General features: G+C 64.7%; 20 protein-coding genes. 17 read left to right on the top strand and 3 right to left on the bottom strand.

Annotation, left to right across the window (positions count from 1 at the left end; all coding sequences use genetic code 11):
* The first annotated feature begins 14 nt into the window (after nt 1-14).
* From H5V43_RS18690 to H5V43_RS18705, 4 genes are all read left to right on the top strand, one after another.
* Nucleotides 15-500 carry a VOC family protein gene (locus tag H5V43_RS18690; protein WP_025548402.1) on the top strand — a complete coding sequence of 162 codons (486 nt, stop codon included), beginning with the start codon at nt 15-17 and terminating at the stop codon, nt 498-500.
* 128 nt (nt 501-628) lie between these two features.
* Nucleotides 629-1,456: an SDR family NAD(P)-dependent oxidoreductase gene (locus H5V43_RS18695; protein ID WP_025548400.1), complete on the top strand. Its 828-nt coding sequence runs from the start codon at nt 629-631 to the stop codon at nt 1,454-1,456.
* Nucleotides 1,457-1,464: 8 nt separating this feature from the next.
* Nucleotides 1,465-2,319, top strand: coding sequence for an SDR family NAD(P)-dependent oxidoreductase (locus H5V43_RS18700; RefSeq protein WP_025548398.1), 855 nt, complete (start codon nt 1,465-1,467; stop codon nt 2,317-2,319).
* 16 nt (nt 2,320-2,335) lie between these two features.
* A complete protein-coding gene (locus H5V43_RS18705) occupies nt 2,336-3,118 on the top strand; it encodes an SDR family NAD(P)-dependent oxidoreductase (protein ID WP_025548396.1) in 783 nt (260 codons plus the stop codon).
* A gap of 157 nt (nt 3,119-3,275) precedes the next feature.
* On the opposite strand, the gene H5V43_RS18710 is transcribed toward H5V43_RS18705, so the two are convergent.
* The gene (locus H5V43_RS18710; RefSeq protein ID WP_065846175.1) at nt 3,276-3,551 is read right to left on the bottom strand and encodes a hypothetical protein; all 276 of its coding nucleotides are present in this window, start codon (nt 3,549-3,551) and stop codon (nt 3,276-3,278) included.
* A gap of 184 nt (nt 3,552-3,735) precedes the next feature.
* Here H5V43_RS18710 and H5V43_RS18715 point away from each other — a divergent pair, with 184 nt between their 5' ends.
* From H5V43_RS18715 to H5V43_RS18750, 8 genes are all read left to right on the top strand, one after another.
* A complete protein-coding gene (locus tag H5V43_RS18715) occupies nt 3,736-4,446 on the top strand; it encodes a GntR family transcriptional regulator (protein WP_082718674.1) in 711 nt (236 codons plus the stop codon).
* A gap of 194 nt (nt 4,447-4,640) precedes the next feature.
* On the top strand, nt 4,641-5,567 hold the full coding sequence (locus tag H5V43_RS18720) for an SDR family NAD(P)-dependent oxidoreductase (RefSeq protein ID WP_025548394.1): 927 nt from the start codon (nt 4,641-4,643) through the stop codon (nt 5,565-5,567).
* Nucleotides 5,568-5,678: 111 nt separating this feature from the next.
* Nucleotides 5,679-6,578, top strand: coding sequence for an SMP-30/gluconolactonase/LRE family protein (locus H5V43_RS18725; RefSeq protein ID WP_037482046.1), 900 nt, complete (start codon nt 5,679-5,681; stop codon nt 6,576-6,578).
* A 56-nt stretch (nt 6,579-6,634) separates the two neighbouring features.
* Nucleotides 6,635-7,192, top strand: a complete 558-nt coding sequence (locus H5V43_RS18730; RefSeq protein ID WP_025548390.1) for a UGSC family (seleno)protein — start codon at nt 6,635-6,637, stop codon at nt 7,190-7,192.
* Nucleotides 7,110-8,210 carry a hypothetical protein gene (locus H5V43_RS18735; RefSeq protein WP_226870233.1) on the top strand — a complete coding sequence of 367 codons (1,101 nt, stop codon included), beginning with the start codon at nt 7,110-7,112 and terminating at the stop codon, nt 8,208-8,210. The genes H5V43_RS18730 and H5V43_RS18735 overlap by 83 nt, the downstream gene beginning before the upstream one ends.
* On the top strand, nt 8,207-9,688 hold the full coding sequence (locus H5V43_RS18740; protein WP_025548387.1) for an AMP-binding protein: 1,482 nt from the start codon (nt 8,207-8,209) through the stop codon (nt 9,686-9,688). The genes H5V43_RS18735 and H5V43_RS18740 overlap by 4 nt, the downstream gene beginning before the upstream one ends.
* Nucleotides 9,689-9,691: 3 nt before the next feature.
* Nucleotides 9,692-10,783, top strand: coding sequence for a CaiB/BaiF CoA transferase family protein (locus H5V43_RS18745; protein ID WP_025548385.1), 1,092 nt, complete (start codon nt 9,692-9,694; stop codon nt 10,781-10,783).
* Nucleotides 10,784-10,794: 11 nt separating this feature from the next.
* Complete coding sequence (locus H5V43_RS18750; RefSeq protein ID WP_025548384.1) at nt 10,795-11,592, top strand: sugar phosphate isomerase/epimerase family protein; 798 nt, start codon at nt 10,795-10,797, stop codon at nt 11,590-11,592.
* A gap of 28 nt (nt 11,593-11,620) precedes the next feature.
* Here the strand turns inward: H5V43_RS18750 and H5V43_RS18755 are convergent, their stop codons facing one another.
* Nucleotides 11,621-11,941 carry a 2Fe-2S iron-sulfur cluster-binding protein gene (locus tag H5V43_RS18755; protein WP_044662881.1) on the bottom strand — a complete coding sequence of 107 codons (321 nt, stop codon included), beginning with the start codon at nt 11,939-11,941 and terminating at the stop codon, nt 11,621-11,623.
* Nucleotides 11,942-12,155: 214 nt separating this feature from the next.
* On the opposite strand from H5V43_RS18755, the gene H5V43_RS18760 reads away from it, so the two are divergent.
* Nucleotides 12,156-13,169 (top strand): alcohol dehydrogenase catalytic domain-containing protein, encoded by a 1,014-nt coding sequence (locus tag H5V43_RS18760; protein WP_025548381.1) that lies wholly within the window; start codon nt 12,156-12,158, stop codon nt 13,167-13,169.
* Nucleotides 13,169-14,335 (top strand): sulfotransferase family protein, encoded by a 1,167-nt coding sequence (locus H5V43_RS18765; RefSeq protein ID WP_025548379.1) that lies wholly within the window; start codon nt 13,169-13,171, stop codon nt 14,333-14,335. Before H5V43_RS18760 ends, H5V43_RS18765 begins: the two co-directional genes overlap by 1 nt.
* A 65-nt stretch (nt 14,336-14,400) precedes the next feature.
* Here the strand turns inward: H5V43_RS18765 and H5V43_RS18770 are convergent, their stop codons facing one another.
* The gene (locus H5V43_RS18770) at nt 14,401-15,630 is read right to left on the bottom strand and encodes a CaiB/BaiF CoA transferase family protein (RefSeq protein ID WP_025548378.1); all 1,230 of its coding nucleotides are present in this window, start codon (nt 15,628-15,630) and stop codon (nt 14,401-14,403) included.
* Between the two features lie 183 nt (nt 15,631-15,813).
* On the opposite strand from H5V43_RS18770, the gene H5V43_RS18775 reads away from it, so the two are divergent.
* From H5V43_RS18775 to H5V43_RS18785, 3 genes are read left to right on the top strand one after another with little or no spacing between them, the layout of a single operon-like run.
* The gene (locus H5V43_RS18775; RefSeq protein WP_025548377.1) at nt 15,814-16,617 is read left to right on the top strand and encodes an enoyl-CoA hydratase/isomerase family protein; all 804 of its coding nucleotides are present in this window, start codon (nt 15,814-15,816) and stop codon (nt 16,615-16,617) included.
* A complete protein-coding gene (locus H5V43_RS18780) occupies nt 16,617-17,747 on the top strand; it encodes an NADH:flavin oxidoreductase (protein ID WP_025548375.1) in 1,131 nt (376 codons plus the stop codon). The genes H5V43_RS18775 and H5V43_RS18780 overlap by 1 nt, the downstream gene beginning before the upstream one ends.
* On the top strand, nt 17,744-18,298 hold the full coding sequence (locus H5V43_RS18785) for a nuclear transport factor 2 family protein (protein WP_025548373.1): 555 nt from the start codon (nt 17,744-17,746) through the stop codon (nt 18,296-18,298). The genes H5V43_RS18780 and H5V43_RS18785 overlap by 4 nt, the downstream gene beginning before the upstream one ends.
* The last annotated feature ends 8 nt before the right edge of the window (nt 18,299-18,306 follow it).

Raw genomic sequence — 18,306 nt, forward strand, 5'->3', positions numbered from 1 at the left:
CGGCGGAGGACAGGGTGCAGAATTTCTTCAAGGGCTTTTTCCAGTTCGGCTATGTCACCCGCGACGCGGACGCCGCTGTTGCCGCGTTCCGCGCGAAGTTCGGCCCGGTCGAGTTCATGGTGAACGAACCGCCGGCGATCGACGGCCGACCGGCGCCGACGCGGCGGATTGCGCTTGCATGGATCGACGAGGTGATGACCGAGATCATCGAACCCGATCCGATGCAGAGGACAATCTATGACGATCATGTACCCGCTTTGGCGGGGCCGATACGGCTGCATCATTTCGGTTATCTGATCGACGATCATCAGGCGATGCTCCACCGGCTTCGGGGCATGGGCTATGATGTACCGATGGCGGGTTCCATGCCGGGGGTGCTGGACTATAGCTATGCCGATACGCGCCGCGATCTGGGCCTATGGTCGGAATTCATCCGTCTGGAGGAGGCCGGCAAGGCCTTTTTCGACGCAGTTCCGCGCACGATAACAGGCAATTCATAAGAACGATCGTTCTATATATCTGGCGAATTTCCGTTCACCTTCATATCCATGATGGAATCCCCAGTAATATTGATCATCTTCATGGCCATATAATAAACTTGGTGAAATATCATCGAGTGGAGAGAGCCGTGCAGCCCATATTGGCGGACAAGGTGGCTGTCGTGACGGGCGGCGCATCGGGCATCGGCAAGGCGACAGCCGAGTTGCTCGCTACGCAAGGCGCGGCGGTGGTGATTGCCGATCTGGACGAGGGCAATGCACGCTCCGCGGCGGGGGCCATTGCAGCGGCCGGCGGACAGGCGTTGGCGCTACGGGTCGACATGCGCGACGAAGCGCAGGTCCGGATGATGGTCGATGAGACCGTGGCGCGCTTTGGGGGTGTCGATCTGCTCGACAACACCGTGTCGTACAACGCGCCCGATCAGACCGGTGCCGATGGCGAGATTCATGAGATGGACGTCGCCATCTGGAACCGCGCGCTGGAGGTCAATCTGCGCGGGCCGATGCTGGCCGCCAAATATTGTATCCCGCAGATGTTGAAGCGCGGCGGCGGGGCGATCGTCAATATTTCGTCCACCGCCGGCATATTGTCGCTTGGCACCGTTCCCGCCTATGCGGCTTCGAAGGCGGCGGTGCACAGTCTGAGCCAATCGATCGCCACCGCCTATGGCAAGCGGGGAATCCGCTGCAACACGATAGCGCCGGGCTTCATCGACACGCCCACGACGCGCAATATGGGCGACCGGTTCTTCCAGATGACACTGGACAATAATGTGCTGCCTTATCTTGGTCGGCCGGACGATATTGCGCAGGCCGCGCTGTTCCTGCTGTCAGACGCGGCCCGTTACATCACGGGCCAGTTGCTGGCGGTGGACGGCGGACAGACCATCCACCTGCCGGTAGTGGCGGACATGTGGCGCATGACGGCGGGCAAGCCGCTGATCGAAACAGCTTGAGGAGGGAAATGATGCAGACGCATGGGCGCCTGAGCGGCAAGGTGGCGGTCGTCACGGGCGGCACGAAAGGCATTGGCCAGGGCATCGTGCTGCGTTTCCTGAAGGAAGGCGCCGCAGTGGTCTATTGCTCGCGCAGCCCGGAAAATAATCGGGAGAATGAAGCGCTGATCGCGCAGCTTTCCGGCGCTGCGGAACGGGCGCAGTTCGTCGCCGCCGATGTCGGCAACCGGCAACAGATGGAAGATCTGGTCAATAATGCGGCCGAACGATTCGGGCGGCTCGACATCGTCGTCAACAATGCGCAGGGGATCGCGCCTGTTCGGTCGATCGAAAACAAGCCCGACGCCGATTACAGGATGACGCTGATGACCGGCTTCTACCAGTCGCTCTGGACCAGCCGCGCGGCGGTTCCGCACATGCGCAAGGTTGGCGGCGGGCGGCTGATCTATTTTTCCAGCCACTGGAACATCTGGGGTCAGCCCTATGCCAGCGATTACAACATCACCAAATCCGCCAATGAAGCACTGACGCGCAGCGCCGCACGAGAATTCGGCAAGGACAATATCACTGTCAACTGCATCACGCCGGCTGGCGACAGTTGGGCCTATAAAAGCTGGGCCGACCAGAACAGGGAAATGGCCGAAGCCAGCGTGCGCCAATTCCCGATGCGTCGCATGGGCGATTGCGAGATCGACATTGCCGGCGCGGTGCTGGGGCTTTGCAGCGACAATGGCCGCTTCATCACCGGGCAGGTCTTCTGCGTCGACGGCGGCGCATGGGCGACCGCGCCGCTCCAGATGCATGAGGAAGGCACCGACATCCACAAGGAGCACAGCCAGGCGGCCGTCGAACTGACGGCCTGAGCGCGGGGAGGACAGGATGGGATTGATCGAAGGGCAGGTCGCGATCGTTACCGGCGCGGCCAATGAAGTGACGCGGGGCATCGCCCTCCGTTTCGCCCGTGAAGGCGCAAAGGTGGTGCTGGTCGACAAGGATGACGAAGCGGCACAAGCGGCCGCCCGCCCTATTCCCGGCGCGGAGGCGCGCAGCGCCGACCTTTCCGACCCCGAAGCCGCACGGGCGCTGGCCGATGCGGTAGTGGGGGCGCATGGCCGGATCGACATAATGCTGAATGGCGCGCACGCGGCGCTGAAATGGGACCGGCTGGCGGACAGGCAGGGGGCGCCCGACTTCACCGCAGCGTTCAATGACGTGCTGCTGAGCGCGATCAACATGATGCAGGCGGTCTATCCGCACATGAAAGCGGCGGGCGGCGGGCGCATCGTCAACCTGGGTTCGATCTACGGTCCGACGGCGAATGAGGGCGTGACGGATGCCGTCACCATGGACTTCGCGCTGACGGGCCTTACGCGGTCGGCAGGCGTCGAATGGGGGAAGGATGGCATTCTCGTCAATTTCCTCCAGCCGGCGGTGCCGGACATTGCGATCTTTGCGGATTATCGCGCGAAGAAGGGCAAGAGCGTCGATACGCTGATCGCCAATATGGCGATGCCGCGCCTTGCCGACCCGGTGGAGGATGTGGGCGGGGCGGCGATGTTCCTGGTTTCGGACGAGGCCTGCTTCATCCTGGGCCATCGCGCGCTGGCGGACGGCGGCCAGCATCTGACCGCCGCGGTCTTCGAACCCGGTGCGCAGCGGTGAGCGAAGGCGGGGCCGGCATCCCAAGCAGGCAGCCGGGCAAGTTCGTCCAGCTCCGCCATCTGGCGCCCGACGAGGGGTTGCGCTTTTCCGGGCCGGGATAAGATGCCGAACGCAATGGCATGACGCGCATGATGCGCCATGCCATTTTCCGGCCCGGTCAGAGCTTGTTGAGGTCGGCTGCGGTCAGGCTGGTGACCAGTCCCTTTTCCCCATTGGACAGGGTTGCCGCCGGTATCGACACGAAGCGGCCCTTGTAGATGATCTGTACCGAGGTCGGGGCGCCCTCGGCATTCGCATTGACGCGATCGATGAAGCCGACGCGGACGCCATCGGCCGTCTTGACCATCGTGCGCGCCTTGATGACGGGCGCGTCCTGCGCGGCCACCGGGCTGGAAAGGGACAGGGCAGCCGCAAGAGCAAAAATATACTTCATATATGCCTCATGATCGTTTGCCCGCGCGCTATCATGCCGGCCGGCAGCAAACAAAATGAATCCGATCCGTTCAGCATGCCATCGCCTATCTGAAGATTGCCGTGGTCATATCCTCATGCCTGCAATTGGCACGGCGGCCCGGTTTGCGTTGAAACCAGCCGCGATTGGGAGCATGGAGCTTTGCATGCAGAAGGAACATGAATATGCCGACGGGGAGCTGGAGGCGTCTGGGCATTTCGAACCGCTGACCCGGCCGGAGGCGCTGACGGAAATGGTTGCCGAGCGCCTGCGCAATGCCATACTTTCAGGCGCACTGGCCCCCGGCACTCATTTGAGCGTGCCGGAGATCGCGCGGCAATTGGGGGTTAGCCGTACGCCTGCGCGCGAAGGACTGATCGCGCTGGAGCGGGAAGGGCTGGTCGAACCCCGCGCCAGGACCGGCGTAGCGGTGATCGCAGGCGGCACGCCCGACATTCTCGATCTGCTCGACATTCGGGAAGGGTTGGAGATCATGACCGTGCGCCGTGCGGCCGAGCGCATGGATGCGGAAGGCGTTGCCCGGCTCAGGGCGTTGTTCGCGCAGCATGAGATCGTGGTGGAGAAAAGCGACCTGGCTGCTCATGTCGAACTCGACGCCGCCTTTCACGGCATGATCCGCGAGGGTGCGGGCAATATGCGGCTGGCGCGGCAACTGGTGCAGATCGACCAGCAATTGCGGGTACTCAACAGCCGGCTCTCTCGCGCCCGTGGCTGGAGCGGGCGGGCCGTGCTGCGGGATCACAAGGCGATCATCGACGCGATCGAAGCCGGCAATCCCGACGCTGCCGAACGGCATATGCGGGCGCATATTGAGCGCACCCGCGCATTCCAGTTGCAATCCGCCGGCCAGGACTGAGGCTGCGACCCCTCCGTATTGGCCGATCCCGGTTGTGGCTCCGCTCGTGGCGCTGGGCCGCCCTATGTGGACTATTGCCACCGCTCCGCCGAAGGGACGCCGCCATATAATGGATAGGCGATGTTTTGGACGCGGATATGGCGACGCCGCCCCTCTGCATGTTGCATGTATATGGACAGGCGAGAGGAAGCGGGATGATTCGGTTGGACGGGCGGGTCGCGATCGTCACGGGGGCGGGGCGGGGCATGGGCCGGGCTCATGCCCTTCTGCTCGCCGCGCGGGGGGCGAGGGTGATCGTCAACGACTATGGCGGCGCGCAGTCCACATTGACGCCCGGCACCATTTCCCATGCCCAAGCGGTTGTGGATGAAATCCGCGCTGCGGGAGGTGAGGCGGAAGCGGACGGCGAGATGGTCGGCACCGGCGAGTCCGCCCGGCTCATCGTCGAACATGCGCTGGACGCCTTCGGCCGGGTCGACATTCTGATCAATAATGCCGGCGGATCGCTGATCGGTGATCCCGATGCCTTCACCGATGAAGAGATAGAGGGCGTGCTGCGGACCAATTTCATCGGTCCCTATATGCTGCTGCGTCGGGTCTGGCCGCTGATGCGCGGTCAGGGTTTCGGACGCATCGTCAACGTCATGTCGTCGGCGGTTCTGGGCGCGGGACATCTGGGGCCCTATGCAGCGGGCAAGGCCGGGCTGCTGGGGCTGACCCATGATGCGGCCTTTGACGGGCGGCCGCATAATATATTGGTGAACGGCATCTTCCCCACGGGCGCCTCCCGCCTTACGGAAACGTCGCACGAAGATCTGGCGCGCTGGTATCGCACCCATTTCCAGCCGGAAAAGGTGTCGGCGCTGATCGCCTATCTCAGTAGCGAGCAGTTGGACTTCGGCGGAGAAGTCTTCAACGTCGGGGGTGGGCGCGTCGCGCGGCTGGCGATCTTCGACAATGACGGATCGTTCGATCCGGCGATCACCCCTGAAAGCATAGCCGCCAATATCGACCTGATTCGTGACATGAGCAAACCCACCATGATTCCCACGCTCTGGGCGCAGACCGAGCGCTATTTTGCGCGCATTCCCTGGACTGGCGGCAAGGCCGGCCTGTTCTGAAGCGGTGAAACGACAGGATATGGCTGCCTGGCAGAAAGGCCGCAGCCATCAACGGAAGCGGGTTCGGCATAACCACCATGAGCTGACAGGCGCCGGATGAAGGAGAAGAAGATGCAGGAGGGTAACGCCCCGGCGCGCTGCGTGCTGGACATCAGGGCGGAATCGGGCGAAACCCCGGTCTGGTCGGTGGCGGAGCGGAAGCTGTTCTGGGTGGATCAGGAGGCGCACCGGCTCAATGCCTTCGATCCGGCCTGCGGGAGCAATGAAAGCTGGCAGATGCCCGCCCATGTCAGCAGCTTTGCGCTGCGCGGCGCGGGCGAGCCGATTGTCGTGGCGCTGCGTACCGGCCTGTTCGATTTCGACCGGGCCAGCGGCACGTTGGCGCCGGTCGCCGCGCCGCCGCCCTATCCCGTCGAAACCCACCGTTTCAATGACGGCCGGTGCGACCGGCAGGGTCGCTATCTGATCGGTTCGGTCGACCTTTCCTATTTCCAGACCGGGGTGGCCGGCCGCGCCGCCGTCTATCGGCTGGACGGCGGCGGGTTGGCCGAGGTGATCGGAGACATCACGTGCAGCAACGGCATGGCCTTCAGTCCCGACGGGCGGATCATGTATCTGGCGGATTCCCCCGCCGGGCGGGTCTATGCCTTCGACTATGACATCGTGACCGGCACGCCGTCCAACCGCCGTGTCTTCACGGAGCGGGATCGCGGCGACGGGATTTTCGACGGGGCGGAAGTGGATGCGGAGGGCGGCTATTGGGTCTGCCTGCTGATGAAGGGCGCGGTGGCGCGCTATATGCCGGACGGACGGCTGGACCGGGAGATTGCTGTGCCGGTTCTGCAACCGACCAAGGTGGCCTTTGGCGGGCCGGAACTGGCCACGCTTTATCTGACGTCCGCCGCTCACCGCCATCTTCCCGGCGATCAGCCCCTGGGCAGGCATGCCGGTGGCCTCTTCGCGATCGAAACGGGCGTTCGGGGCATTGAGGAGCCAAAATACCGCTTCTGAAATGCCCAATTTGACAATTTGCATGCAACATGCAAAAAGATGGTGGAGGTAACGACATGACCATCATTCTCGATCCCACTGCATCGCTGGTGCACGATCTGGCTGAGCCGGGTCCGGATGCCGGCGTCCTGAGGGGCAAGAAGATCGCCATCCGCATCGATATGCTGTGGCGTAGCTGGGACTGGGTCAGCGAGATCTGGGCCGAAGGCTTGCGGGCCGAAGGCGCCGAGGTGACCTTCTGGCGCAGTTGCGGCCGCACGGGCCGGGAGGGCGAGCAAGCCGAACGCGACTATGGCGCGCTACTGGCGCAAAGCGACATGGCCATCGTCGGACTGGGCAATTGCGGGTCCTGCACCAGTTGGACCATCGCGGACGCACTGACCGCGGCAGCCGCCGGCATCCCGACCATCGCGGTGGCGACCGCGCATTTCGAAGGGCTGGCCCATAATCTGGCGAAACGGGGCGGCCGGTCGGGCCTGCGCTTTCACATCCTTCCCTATCCTCTCGACATTCTTCCAAAAGAACAGGTCCATGACATTGCACGAAACCACTATCGATCGTTCCTGCGGAATTTCGGGGTGCGAAGCAGACTGGCTGAGCAGTCGGCGGCATGAGGTCGAGGATGACATCGTCGCCTTCAACGATTTCGCCATGGCTCAGGGCTGGGGTGACGGACTGCCGCTGATCCCGCCGACGCAGCAGCGGGTGCAGGACTTCCTGATCGCGGGCGGACGCTTTCCGGACGAGTTGATCGCCGTGCTGCCGCCGCTGCGCGCCGAATGCACGGTGGAGAAGATCGCGATCAACGCGGTTATGGCCGGCTGCACGGGCGACGCGATGCCGCTGCTGTGCGCGGCGATAGAAGCGATGGCGGACCCCAGGTTCGACCTGGCCGGCCTCAATGCCACGACCGGGTCGGTGGTGCCCGCCATGATCGTGAACGGGTCGATCCGCAACCGGCTGGACATTCCCTGTCAGGCCGGTTGCCTGGGCGGAGTGGCCGGTCGAGCGGTGGCCATCGGCCGGGCGATCCGTCTGATCATGCGCAATGTGGCGGGCCAGTCGATCGGTTCGACGTCGCAAAGCGTCTATGGCACACCGGGGCGTGTCGCCGGCATCGTCTTTGGCGAATGGGAGGAGCGCTCTCCCTGGGCGCCGCTGGCTGAACGTCGCGGCGTAGGAGGCGATGCCGTCACCGTTTACGGCGCGATGGGCACGGCCAATATCTGCGACGTGGTGGCGAACAGTGCCGACGGTTTCCTCGACATGATCGCCAAATCCATGGCCTATCCGGGCGCAAACGGCTTCCTGCCGTCCTCGGCCTTTGCGGAGACTTTGTGCGTCATCAACCCGATCTGGGCGGAGGTGATTGCGAAGGCCTATCCCAGGATCGAGGATGTGCAGGCCTATATCTGGGACAGATGCGCATTGCCGATCGACTGGTTCCGACCCGAATATCGCGATCCCATCGGCAATTTGGGTCGGATCAAGCCCGACGGGCGCGTGCATCTGGTGCCGACGCCCGATGATGTGCTGGTCATGGTCGCGGGAGGGGAAGGCGGCCTGCACGCCGCGATGCTGCATAGCTGGGGCACCTGCCTCACCGTGACCCGGCCCGTCGAGACGGCATGAGCGGCGATGTGATCGTCGGCGATCGCATTCGCGGACGCGCCGAACTGCTCGACCGGGCGGCGCGGCTGGCGAGCGCGATGGCGGCGGCAGGCGTCGGCGCGGGCGATGCGGTGGCGCTGTTGCTGCGCAACGACTTTGCCGTGCTGGAAGCCAATCTGGCCGTGCGCAGGCTCGACGCCTATGGCGTGCCGATCAACTGGCACTGGCACCCGACGGAGATCGGCTATGTGCTGCGCGACGCGACGCCCCGGCTGCTGATCGGCCATGCCGACCTGCTGGACGGGCTGGGCGCCCATATTCCCAAAGGCCTGCGCGTGATCGCCGTCGGCGGTTCGGGCGAGCAGCCGGATTATGACGACTGGATCGCTGCCCATGAACCCCATGAGGGCCATGGCAACGGTCTCGGTTCCTCCATGGTCTACACGTCGGGCACCACGGGCAAGCCCAAGGCGGTCAGGCGCCTGCCCGCGACAGGCGAGGAATCGGCGCAGCGCGCCCGTGTGCTGGCGGTCATCCATGACACGGCGCCCGGCAATGTCGCGCTGGTGACGGGACCGCTCTATCATCTCTTCAGCCAGGCGATCCTGATGGCGACTTTCGCCGCCGGGGGCACGGTGGTGGTGATGGAGCGCTTCGATCCGGAGGATTGCCTGCGGCTCATCGAGCAGCATCATGTGACCCATGGCGCGCTGGTGCCCACGCTTTTCGTCAGGCTGCTGCGCCTCCCCGAAGAGGTGAAGGGCCGATATGATCTCTCCACCCTTCGTCACGTCGTCCATTCGGGCGCGCCCTGCGCGCCGGAAGTAAAAAGGGCGATGCTGAACTGGTGGGGGCCGGTCCTGTATGAAACCTATGGATCGACCGAAACCGGCGTCGTCACGAAGATCAGTCCTCGGGAATGGCTGGCTCGACCCGGCAGCGTCGGCCGACCTGTCCTGACTGGTGAAGTCCGTATTCGTGGCGAAGACGGCCAATGGACAGAGGCGGGGCGGACGGGCGACGTCTACCTGCGCATCCACGGCACGCCCGATTTCACTTTTCACGGCGATCCGGAAAAGCGCGCCGCCGTCGAATATGACGGCCTTATTACCTGCGGCGACATGGGCTGGCTGGACGAAGAAGGCTATCTGTTTCTGTGCGACCGGCGCGCGGACATGGTGTTGTCCGGCGGGGTCAACATCTATCCGGCAGAGGTGGAGGCTGCCTTGCTGGAGCATCCCGCGGTATCCGATTGCGCTGTCTTCGGCGTGCCGGACTCCGAATATGGTGAAGTGCTGGTCGCGTATCTCCAGAGCGACGAGGCGCTGATCCCCGATGAGGTGACAGCGTTCCTGCGCGGGCGCATCGCGGGCTACAAGATTCCGCGTCATCTGGTCGTCGGCGCCAGCTTGCCGCGCGAGGAAACGGGAAAGATCTTGAAGCGCAGGCTGCGGGAAAGTTTCCTGGCCGGCGAAGCGCGGGAAACGGGAGCATATTGACGGATGGAGGAACCGGGGAAAGGCGCCATCCCGCCCGGCGCGCTGGCGGGGCTGAAGGTCATCGACATGGCGTCGCTCTATGCCGCGCCGCTTGCGGCGACGATCATGGCCGATTTCGGCGCCGATGTGCTGAAGATCGAGCCGCCGGAGGGCGACCTGTTCCGCGACAGCAAGATGTGGCCGCTGGTCGCGCGGGGGAAGCGTTGCCTGGCGCTGGACTTGCGTTCGGAAGAGGGGATCGACCGGCTCAAGGCGCTGGCGGCGCAAGCCGACGTGCTGGTGGAAAATTATCCCGCCGCCGTGCTGGAGAGGCGGGGCATCGGCTGGAAAGTCCTGTCGGCGGTCAATCCCCGGCTTGTCATGCTTTCCGTGTCCTGCTTCGGCGCCACCGGTCCTTATCGGGGCCGGCCGGGATCGGGCACGATCGGTGAAGGCTTTGGCGGCCTGACCTTCCTGACGGGGACGGAAGACGGTCCGCCGATGCTCCCTTCCGTAGCCTTGGGTGACGCCGTGGGCGCGATGAGCGCGGTGATCGGCACGCTCTCTGCCCTTTATTGGCGCGACCGTAGCGGACGGGGGCAACAGGTGGACGCCAGCCTCTACGAACCGATATTGCAGATCGTCGCCCATGCGGCGCAAAGATGGGAGCCCGGCCGCTCGCCCGAACGTTGCGGGTCGCGACTGCCCGGCGTACTGCGCAACGTCTATCGAACCTCCGACGAAAGATACGTCGCTATCTCCGCCAGCACCGCTCGGCATGCCGCCGATCTGCTGGCGCTGGCGGGCGGGCAGGGGGACGACCAGGATGCCTGCGTCGCCGCCTGGATCGCCACCGTGCCGCAGGCTGCGCTGGTGGAGCAGCTCGTCGCCCGGCGTATTCCGGTGACGCCGGTCAACAGCCTGGACGATATGCTGGCCGATCCTCATATGCGCGCTCGCGGGAGCCTGATCCATGTGGCGGATGAAGCGTTGGGCGATCTGGCATTGGCCGCGCCCGCGCCGCGCCTATCGGAGACGCCGGGCAGGATTGGCGATGTAAACCCGCCCCTGGGTACGGATGCGGATGCCGCGCTTGAGCGCTGGGCCGGAAGCTGACGGCGCAGCTCATGCGGTATGCGGCGCATCTTGGCATAGCCGATCCCGACGCGCCGTTGCTGGCCGCAACGGCCGGCTCGGTCGATCCGGTCGCTCAGATAAATTGCGCCGCTCGGCTGGGCTTTGCCGGCATCACCGACAATGGTCTGAAAGCCCGCACGCCGGAGGTTCAGCGGCGCATGGGTGTGGCGTTGCGGGATCATGGGATGGAGATGGGCAGCTTCACCCATAATGTTCTGGGGATGGAGCCGCCCTTCTTCTGGGGCGCGCCGATCACCGATATGGAAGCGGCCATGGCGTCCAGCCTCACGGCAGCGGAGCATGTGGGCGGTGGCTGCATCAACGCGGTCCTGCTGGATTGCGGCGCACCGTTGGCGGAACAGCTAGCGCGGGCGACGGAGAATTTCGCTGCCGCCACGAAGCTGGCGGCGGAGCGGGGCGTGGCGCTGGCGGTGGAGATGGTCAGCCGGGAGCGTGTACCCCTGGCCCTGGTCGAGCGCCTGGCCGACATCGGCGCTATCGCCCGGTCGGCAGGCGTGGGGCTGATCCTCGATAGCTGCCATTGCCATTGCGCCGGCGAGGACATGGCGGCGGCGATTGTGGCGCAGGCGGATATTCTCGCCGCTGTGCAGATCGCTGACATGCCAGGCCGCGTTCAACCCGGTGCGGGCGTGATCGACTTTGCGCCGATCATGGCGGCGCTGCGGACAATCGGCTGGGGCGGCCTTGTCGAGGCGGAGCTGATGCCGAAGCTGCGGGACATCGATGGGGAGGCGGCGGCCATCGCCGCGCTCAGGACGCTGGGTTGACGTTTCTTGCCGGGCGCGCCGTTGCGCCTCAGCCCTGCCGTTCCGGCGTATGCACGATAAGGCCATCCAGCGCCGCGCGCAGACGGATCTGACAGGAAAGGCGCGAATCCGCCCGCTTGCCATGGGCGAAGTCGAGCATGTCCCATTCGTCGGCGGATGGAGGACCGACCCGATCGATCCACGCGGGATCGACATGAACATGGCAGGTCGCGCAGGCGGCGCTGCCGCCGCATTCCCCGATGATATTCTCGACGCCCGCCCGCTTGCCGATGTCCATCACCGACTGGCCGACATCGCCGTCCAGCGTGGTCGCGATCCCGGCAGGGGTGATGAAGGTGACATGGACCATGGTGATACCCTTTGAACCGGCTTGGCGCGATCGGAAAGCGCTTATGCCGCCGGCCGTTCCGGACATCATGTTTGCGATCACTCACCGCCGATCTTCACACCTCTTGCCGCTACGGGCAGGTTCGGCCGCAGGCCGACCGGTCCAGTGCCGCCGCTTTGTCATTTTAGGTACTGAATAGTAGCTTTAATGGCACGGTAGGAGAAGGAGGAGAGAGATGAGGGCAGCGTTATTCAAGGGCGCGGGCACACCGCTGGTCGTGGAGACCATAGACGATCCCCAGCCCGGCGAGGGCGAAGCGGTCATCAAGGTCACGCGCTGCGGCGTATGCGGCACGGACCTCCACATGACCTCCGGCCATGGCAATGATTTCCCCGTCGACAGCGTGATCGGCCATGAATATTGCGGGGAAGTCGTCGCACTGGGCAAAGGCGTAGACAATCTCAAGGTCGGTCAGTTCGTCACCGCCATGCCGGTGGCGGGCTGCGGCCGCTGCGCCCCCTGCCTGGCCGGTTATCCCATGGCTTGCGCGCAGATGCAGGGTCTTGTCGGCGGCTTTAGCGAATATATGCGGATCGCGGCGACGAGTTCTATCGTGCTGCCCGACACGCTGACGCCTGCTGACGGTGCTCTGATCGAGCCTCTCGCCGTGGGTCTGCGCGGCATACGGCTCGCGCAGATGCCGCCGGGCGCGAAGGTCGCGGTGCTGGGCGCTGGGTCCATCGGCCTCGCTGCCATCTATTGGGCGCGGTTGCTGGGGGCGGGGAAGATCGTGGCCATTTCCCGTTCGTCACGGCGCGCCGATCTTGCGCTGCAGATGGGCGCGAACAGCTTCGAGGCGCTGGGCGAAGGCGAAGCGGAACGCGTTTCGGCCGCGCTGGGCGGCATGCCCGACATCGTGCTGGAATGCGTCGGCGCGGTCGGCATGACGCAGAAAGCGGTCGAACTGGTCGCGCCCGGCGGAACGGTCGTCTCGCTGGGTTTCTGCACCTCGCCCGACCCGATCCTGCCTTCGCTCGCCACATGGAAGCAGGTCACGATCAAATTCTCGTTCGCCTATGATCTCAGGGAATTCGAACATAGCGCCAATGCGCTGGACGCCGGACACGTCGAGCCGCGCCTGATGGTGTCGCGGACGGTCGGCCTGGACGCCTTCCCCGACCTGTTCGAGCAACTGCGCGCCGGGGCCAACGAAACCAAGATTCATGTCGATCCGTGGAGCGCGGCCTGATGAACACAGAAACCATTGTCCAGGACCAGCGGATATTGACCCTCGACGCCCTGCTGGCTGCCTCGACGGCGCGCACGGGCCTTGACGATTTTGGCGACGCCGGCTTTCGCGAGGGGCTGGGCCTGCTGCTGTCCGACATCCGCGCGCTCGACCTTGATCCCGCGTGCGTGCAGGCGACCGCATGGCGCATCGGCCAGTCGCTCGATACCCGCGCCCTGGCGGTCAAGGGGTTGAGGGAACGGCCGGAGGCGCTGGAGCAGCCGATCCGGGAGCCGATCATCATCGCCGGTCTCGTCCGTTCGGGCACGACGGCGCTGCACCTGCTGATGTCGCTGGACCCTCAGTTCCAGGGGCCGGAACATTGGCTGACCGTCTATCCCATGCCGCGCCCGCCGCGGGAGACGTGGGACGGTATTGCCGAATATCGGACGGAGAAGGCGTCGCTGGACGCCTATCTGGCGGCGTCGCCGGAATCGGCCGACGACCATATGATGACGGCAGAGGGGATTGAGGAATCCCTGTTCATCCTGGGCGCCAGCTTTGCCAGCAACATGTGGCCGTCCATGTGGGACGCCCCCCGCTATGACCGCTGGTATCGCGGGCGCGACGACACCGACAGCTATCGCTGGCTGGCCGATGTGCTGCGTCTGATCGGCGCGGGGGACGATCGCCGCTGGCTGCTCAAGAACCCGACGGACCTCTTTTCCTTGCAGGAGGTGCTGAACGTCTTTCCCGATGCGAAGATCATCCAGACCCATCGCGACCCGGTGGATTCGACGCCATCGGTCAGCAATCTCATCTTCTCGGCGCGCCGGGCCTTTTGCGGCGACAAGGCGGATCGCGCCGATGTCGGGCGGCGCGAGGCGGAGATGTGGGCGCAGGCATTGGAACGCGCCGAGTCGGTGCGCGAAAAGAGCGACGCGACGTTCATCGACGTCGAGTTCCGCGACTTCACCCGCGATCAGATGGCGTCAATCCGCTCCATCTACGACAAGCTAGGCCTGACGCTGACGGCCGAGACGGAGGGCGCGATGCAAGCCTGGCTGGACGCGCATCCTCACAAGCCGAGCAAGGGGCCCAAGCACAGGCCGGAGGATTTCGGCCTGACGCGGGAAGGGCTGGAGGAACGCTTCGCCGCCTATCGCGCCCGGCGCGGCTATATCTGACGGATTTGCATCTGAGGGATCTGGGCGGGGGGCCCGTTCAAAAATGGGCCCGCGCGCGATCTGTTTCAGATGATCCCGTCTTCGGCCAGCCCGTCAAGCGCCGCCGCGTCCAGCCCCAGTTCCTGCGCCAGCACGTCGCGCGTATGTTCCCCCAGCATCGGCGGGGCGCGATAGTCGGTGATCGGCGTTTCCGAGAAGTTCAGCGGGCTGCGGATCACGTCCAGATCGGGCTTCAGCGGATGCGGAGCGCGCACGCGCAGGCCCCGATGCAACGCCTGCGGATAGGCGAACACCTGCTCCAGATCGTTGATCGGCCCGCTGGGGATGCCGGCGGCCCCGAGCTTCTCCAGCCAGTAATCGACGCTGTTCGTCTGGAAGATCGCGTTGAACACCTCGGTGATCTCGTCGCGATTCTTCACCCGCTCGACATTGGTATAGAAGCGCGGATCGTTCTTCAATTCAGGATGGCCGACCGCGTCGCACAGCGCGATATATTGCTTGTCGTTGCCCGACGTGATCATGATCGCGCCGTCGCTGCACGGGAACATGCTGGTCGGCATGCCGCCATTGCCCTGCGTGCCCCGCCGGACCGGCACTTCGCCTGACGTCAGGTAGATTTGCGCATAATGGGACAGCGCCGACACGCCGCAATCGAGCAGGGCGATGTCGATATACTGACCCTCGCCGCCCGCCGCGTCGCGATGATAGAGGGCGGCCAATATGGCATTGGCGACGTTCAGCCCGGTGAACAGGTCGATGATGCTGGGGCCGACCTTCATCGGTCCGGCGCCCGGCTTGCCCTCCGGCACGCCGGTCACGCTCATCAGGCCGCATTCGCCCTGAAACACCGCGTCATAGCCGGGCTTGGTCGCCAGCGGGCCGTCCTGGCCATAGCCGGTGACCGAGCAATAGATGATGCGGGGATTGACGGCCTTCAGGCTTTCATAGTCGAGACCGTAGCGCTTGAGATCGCCGACCTTGTAATTCTCCATCACCACGTCGCAGGACTTGACCAGTTCGCGGACCAGTTCCTGCCCCCTGGCGCTGGCGATGTTGAGCGCGACCGACCGCTTGTTGCGGTTGACCGACATGTAGAAGGCGTTTTCCCGCGTCGGCCTGCCTTCCGCATCGCGCAGATAAGGCTCCCCGAAGATGCGGGCGTCGTCGCCCACGACCGGCCGTTCGATCTTGATCACGTCGGCGCCCATGTCAGCCAGCACCTGCGATCCGAACGGCCCCGCCAGCACGCGGGTCAGGTCAAGCACGCGGATCTTTTCAAGGGGCAGTCTGGCCATGGATCACCTTGCTGAAATACCCTTTTCCCATGCCATCGGCAGGCATGATGACAAGATCGGGGCACGCCTGTTCACAACCATGATATGCTCTGCGCGGAAGGCTGTCAGGGGTTCCGCGACCCCCGTCTTTTGGTCGACTATGGTCCACAGCCACGCGGAATGAAAGAAAAGGACGGGAGCCAGATGGGCGACATCTTGCGCGACATGCCGGTAGAGGGCGTCTGCCGACTGACGCTGAACCGGCCCGATGCGCTCAATTCACTGACCTATGCCATGTATGCCGAACTGATCGGCCATCTGGAGGCCGTGCGCTATGATCATGACGTGCGGGTCGTTCTGCTGACGGGCGCGGGGCGCGGCTTCTGCGCGGGTCATGACATTCGCGGCGCGGGCAAGCCCGATTGGGTGGCCGAAGGGTTGGGCAGGGCGCAGTTCCAGCAGCGCGTCATGGCCAAGCTGGGCCAGATTCCGCTGCTGATGCGCGCCCTGCCGCAGCCTGTGATCTGCGCGGTGAACGGCGTGACGGCGGGCGCAGGCTATCCGATCGCAATCGCCGCCGACATGACTATCGCGGCGCGCTCCGCCAAGTTCGTCAACGCCTTCCACAATGCGGGGACGGGCCATGAAATGGGCTTTTCCTACCTGCTGCCGCGCCTGGTCGGATTGCAGCGCGCCGCCGAGCTGGTGTTGACGGGCCGCGCCGTGATGGCCGAGGAAGCCGAACGGATCGGCCTCATCCTGCGCTGCGTCGACGACGATGCGCTGATGGAGGAGGCGCTCAAGCTGGCGGAGGCGGTGATGGTCAACAGCCCGATCGGCATCGCCCTCACCAAAAGCTCGCTCCAGTTCAACGCCGACGCGCCCAGCCTGGAAGCGGCGATCGAAATGGAGAACCGCGCCATCTTCATGAGTCAGTCGACCGCCGACACCGCCGAAAAGCGGGCCGCCTTCATCGAGAAGCGCAAACCCCTGTTCAGGGGGGAATGATGAGCCTGATCGATCCTCTGCTCAGCCCTCTAACTCTGCGTGGCCTGACCCTGCCGAACCGGGTGGTGATGGCGCCAATGACCCGTTACCGCTCGCCGCTGGGCGTGCCGACCGATGACGTGGCGAGCTATTATGGCCGCCGCGCCGCAACGGGCCTGGGCGCGATCCTGACCGAGGGAGTTGCGTTGCCCCATTATGCGGCGGCCGATCATCCGGACATACCGCGCATCGACGGGGTCGAGGCCCTGGCCGGCTGGCGCAAGCTGGTCGATGTCGTGCATGATGCGGGCGGGCGGATCATTCCCCAGCTCTGGCATCAGGGGCCGATGTGGAATGTCGAATATGCCGGCACCGGCACCGGCAATCCGATGCGGCCGTCGGGCATCTGGGGTCCGCCGGACGGCATCATCTCCTTCCGCGAGGAGGGACGGGTGGAGAGCTTGGCGCCTGTGCCGCCGATGAGCGAAAGCGATATTGCCGACATCATCGCCGCCTACCGCCAGGCGGCGCGCAATGCGGTGGCGCTGGGCGTGGACGGCATCGCCATCCATGGCGCGCATGGCTATCTGATCGACAGCTTCCTGTGGGACTATACCAACCGGCGCGAAGACCGATGGGGCGAACGCGCCGCCTTCGGCGTGGCGGTGGTGAAGGCGATCCGGGCGGAGATTGGCGAGGATATGCCGATCGTGCTGCGCTTTTCCCAATTCAAGATGCAGGATTACCGCGCCATGCTGGCGGATACGCCGGATGGCCTTGGCGCGTTGCTCGGGCCGCTGGCCGATGCGGGGGTCGACCTGTTCGATGCCAGCCAGCGCTATTTCGACACGCCGATTTTCGACGGATCGCCGCTCAATCTGGCGGGCTGGGCGAAGAAGCTGACCGGCAAGGCGTCCATGACCGTGGGCGGCGTCGCGCTGGACAAGGCCAAGGGCAAGGCCAGGCATATCGACGACAGCCAGCAGTCGGTGAACAATCTGCCGCTGCTGATCGAACGGTTCGAAAAGGGCGAGTTCGATCTGGTCGGTGTCGGCCGGGCGATCCTCAACGACCCGGACTGGTTCGGCAAGGCGAAGCGGGACGAACCCTTCCTGCCATTCGACCCCGCCAATCTGGAGCGGCTGGCATGAACGAACTGGAGGCGCGGATCGACCGGCTGGAATCGCTGGCGGCGATCCAGCAGCTTCCGATCCGTTACGCGATTGCGGTGGACAGCCGGGATATGGACGCCTGGGTCGATCTGTTCATCCCTGATGTCTATTGTGGGGCGCGCGGCAGCGGGCGCGATGTGCTCAAATCCATCATCACGCCCGCGGTCAGGACTTTCTATCGGTCCGTCCACCAGATTTGCGGGCACCGGGTCGAATTTGACGATGCCGATCATGCGCATGGCGTGGTCTATTGCCGCGCCGAGCATGAGGACCAGGGCAAATGGGTGGTCATGGCGATCGCCTATTTCGACAGCTATGAACGGCGGGATGGCGAGTGGTTTTTCGTCCGGCGACGGGAAAAGCACTGGTATTCGGCCGATTGGCAGGAACGACCGGCGGCCCCCTTCACCGGTTGGGCCGGGCATGACAATCCGCCTGATCTTCCCCAGGATTTCGACAGTTGGGCGCGTTTCTGGGCGGACATGGACGGGCAGGACATCGACCGCCTGACCGACCGGCCGGCACATTGACGGATAAA

The sequence above is a fragment of the Sphingobium fuliginis genome, assembly GCF_015074805.1.
GTDB lineage: Bacteria > Pseudomonadota > Alphaproteobacteria > Sphingomonadales > Sphingomonadaceae > Sphingobium > Sphingobium fuliginis.

What these genes read in the sequence shown, in the direction of transcription:
- H5V43_RS18735 (WP_226870233.1), top strand. Translation starts at nt 7,110, where the DNA reads ATGACATTGCACGAAACCACTATCGATCGTTCCTGCGGAATTTCGGGG.
- H5V43_RS18730 (WP_025548390.1), top strand. Translation starts at nt 6,635, where the DNA reads ATGACCATCATTCTCGATCCCACTGCATCGCTGGTGCACGATCTGGCT.
- H5V43_RS18750 (WP_025548384.1), top strand. Translation starts at nt 10,795, where the DNA reads ATGCGGTATGCGGCGCATCTTGGCATAGCCGATCCCGACGCGCCGTTG.
- H5V43_RS18705 (WP_025548396.1), top strand. Translation starts at nt 2,336, where the DNA reads ATGGGATTGATCGAAGGGCAGGTCGCGATCGTTACCGGCGCGGCCAAT.
- H5V43_RS18740 (WP_025548387.1), top strand. Translation starts at nt 8,207, where the DNA reads ATGAGCGGCGATGTGATCGTCGGCGATCGCATTCGCGGACGCGCCGAA.
- H5V43_RS18775 (WP_025548377.1), top strand. Translation starts at nt 15,814, where the DNA reads ATGGGCGACATCTTGCGCGACATGCCGGTAGAGGGCGTCTGCCGACTG.
- H5V43_RS18725 (WP_037482046.1), top strand. Translation starts at nt 5,679, where the DNA reads ATGCAGGAGGGTAACGCCCCGGCGCGCTGCGTGCTGGACATCAGGGCG.
- H5V43_RS18780 (WP_025548375.1), top strand. Translation starts at nt 16,617, where the DNA reads ATGAGCCTGATCGATCCTCTGCTCAGCCCTCTAACTCTGCGTGGCCTG.
- H5V43_RS18710 (WP_065846175.1), bottom strand. Translation starts at nt 3,551, where the DNA reads ATGAAGTATATTTTTGCTCTTGCGGCTGCCCTGTCCCTTTCCAGCCCG.
- H5V43_RS18700 (WP_025548398.1), top strand. Translation starts at nt 1,465, where the DNA reads ATGATGCAGACGCATGGGCGCCTGAGCGGCAAGGTGGCGGTCGTCACG.
- H5V43_RS18785 (WP_025548373.1), top strand. Translation starts at nt 17,744, where the DNA reads ATGAACGAACTGGAGGCGCGGATCGACCGGCTGGAATCGCTGGCGGCG.
- H5V43_RS18755 (WP_044662881.1), bottom strand. Translation starts at nt 11,941, where the DNA reads ATGGTCCATGTCACCTTCATCACCCCTGCCGGGATCGCGACCACGCTG.
- H5V43_RS18720 (WP_025548394.1), top strand. Translation starts at nt 4,641, where the DNA reads ATGATTCGGTTGGACGGGCGGGTCGCGATCGTCACGGGGGCGGGGCGG.
- H5V43_RS18770 (WP_025548378.1), bottom strand. Translation starts at nt 15,630, where the DNA reads ATGGCCAGACTGCCCCTTGAAAAGATCCGCGTGCTTGACCTGACCCGC.
- H5V43_RS18745 (WP_025548385.1), top strand. Translation starts at nt 9,692, where the DNA reads ATGGAGGAACCGGGGAAAGGCGCCATCCCGCCCGGCGCGCTGGCGGGG.
- H5V43_RS18760 (WP_025548381.1), top strand. Translation starts at nt 12,156, where the DNA reads ATGAGGGCAGCGTTATTCAAGGGCGCGGGCACACCGCTGGTCGTGGAG.
- H5V43_RS18715 (WP_082718674.1), top strand. Translation starts at nt 3,736, where the DNA reads ATGCAGAAGGAACATGAATATGCCGACGGGGAGCTGGAGGCGTCTGGG.
- H5V43_RS18765 (WP_025548379.1), top strand. Translation starts at nt 13,169, where the DNA reads ATGAACACAGAAACCATTGTCCAGGACCAGCGGATATTGACCCTCGAC.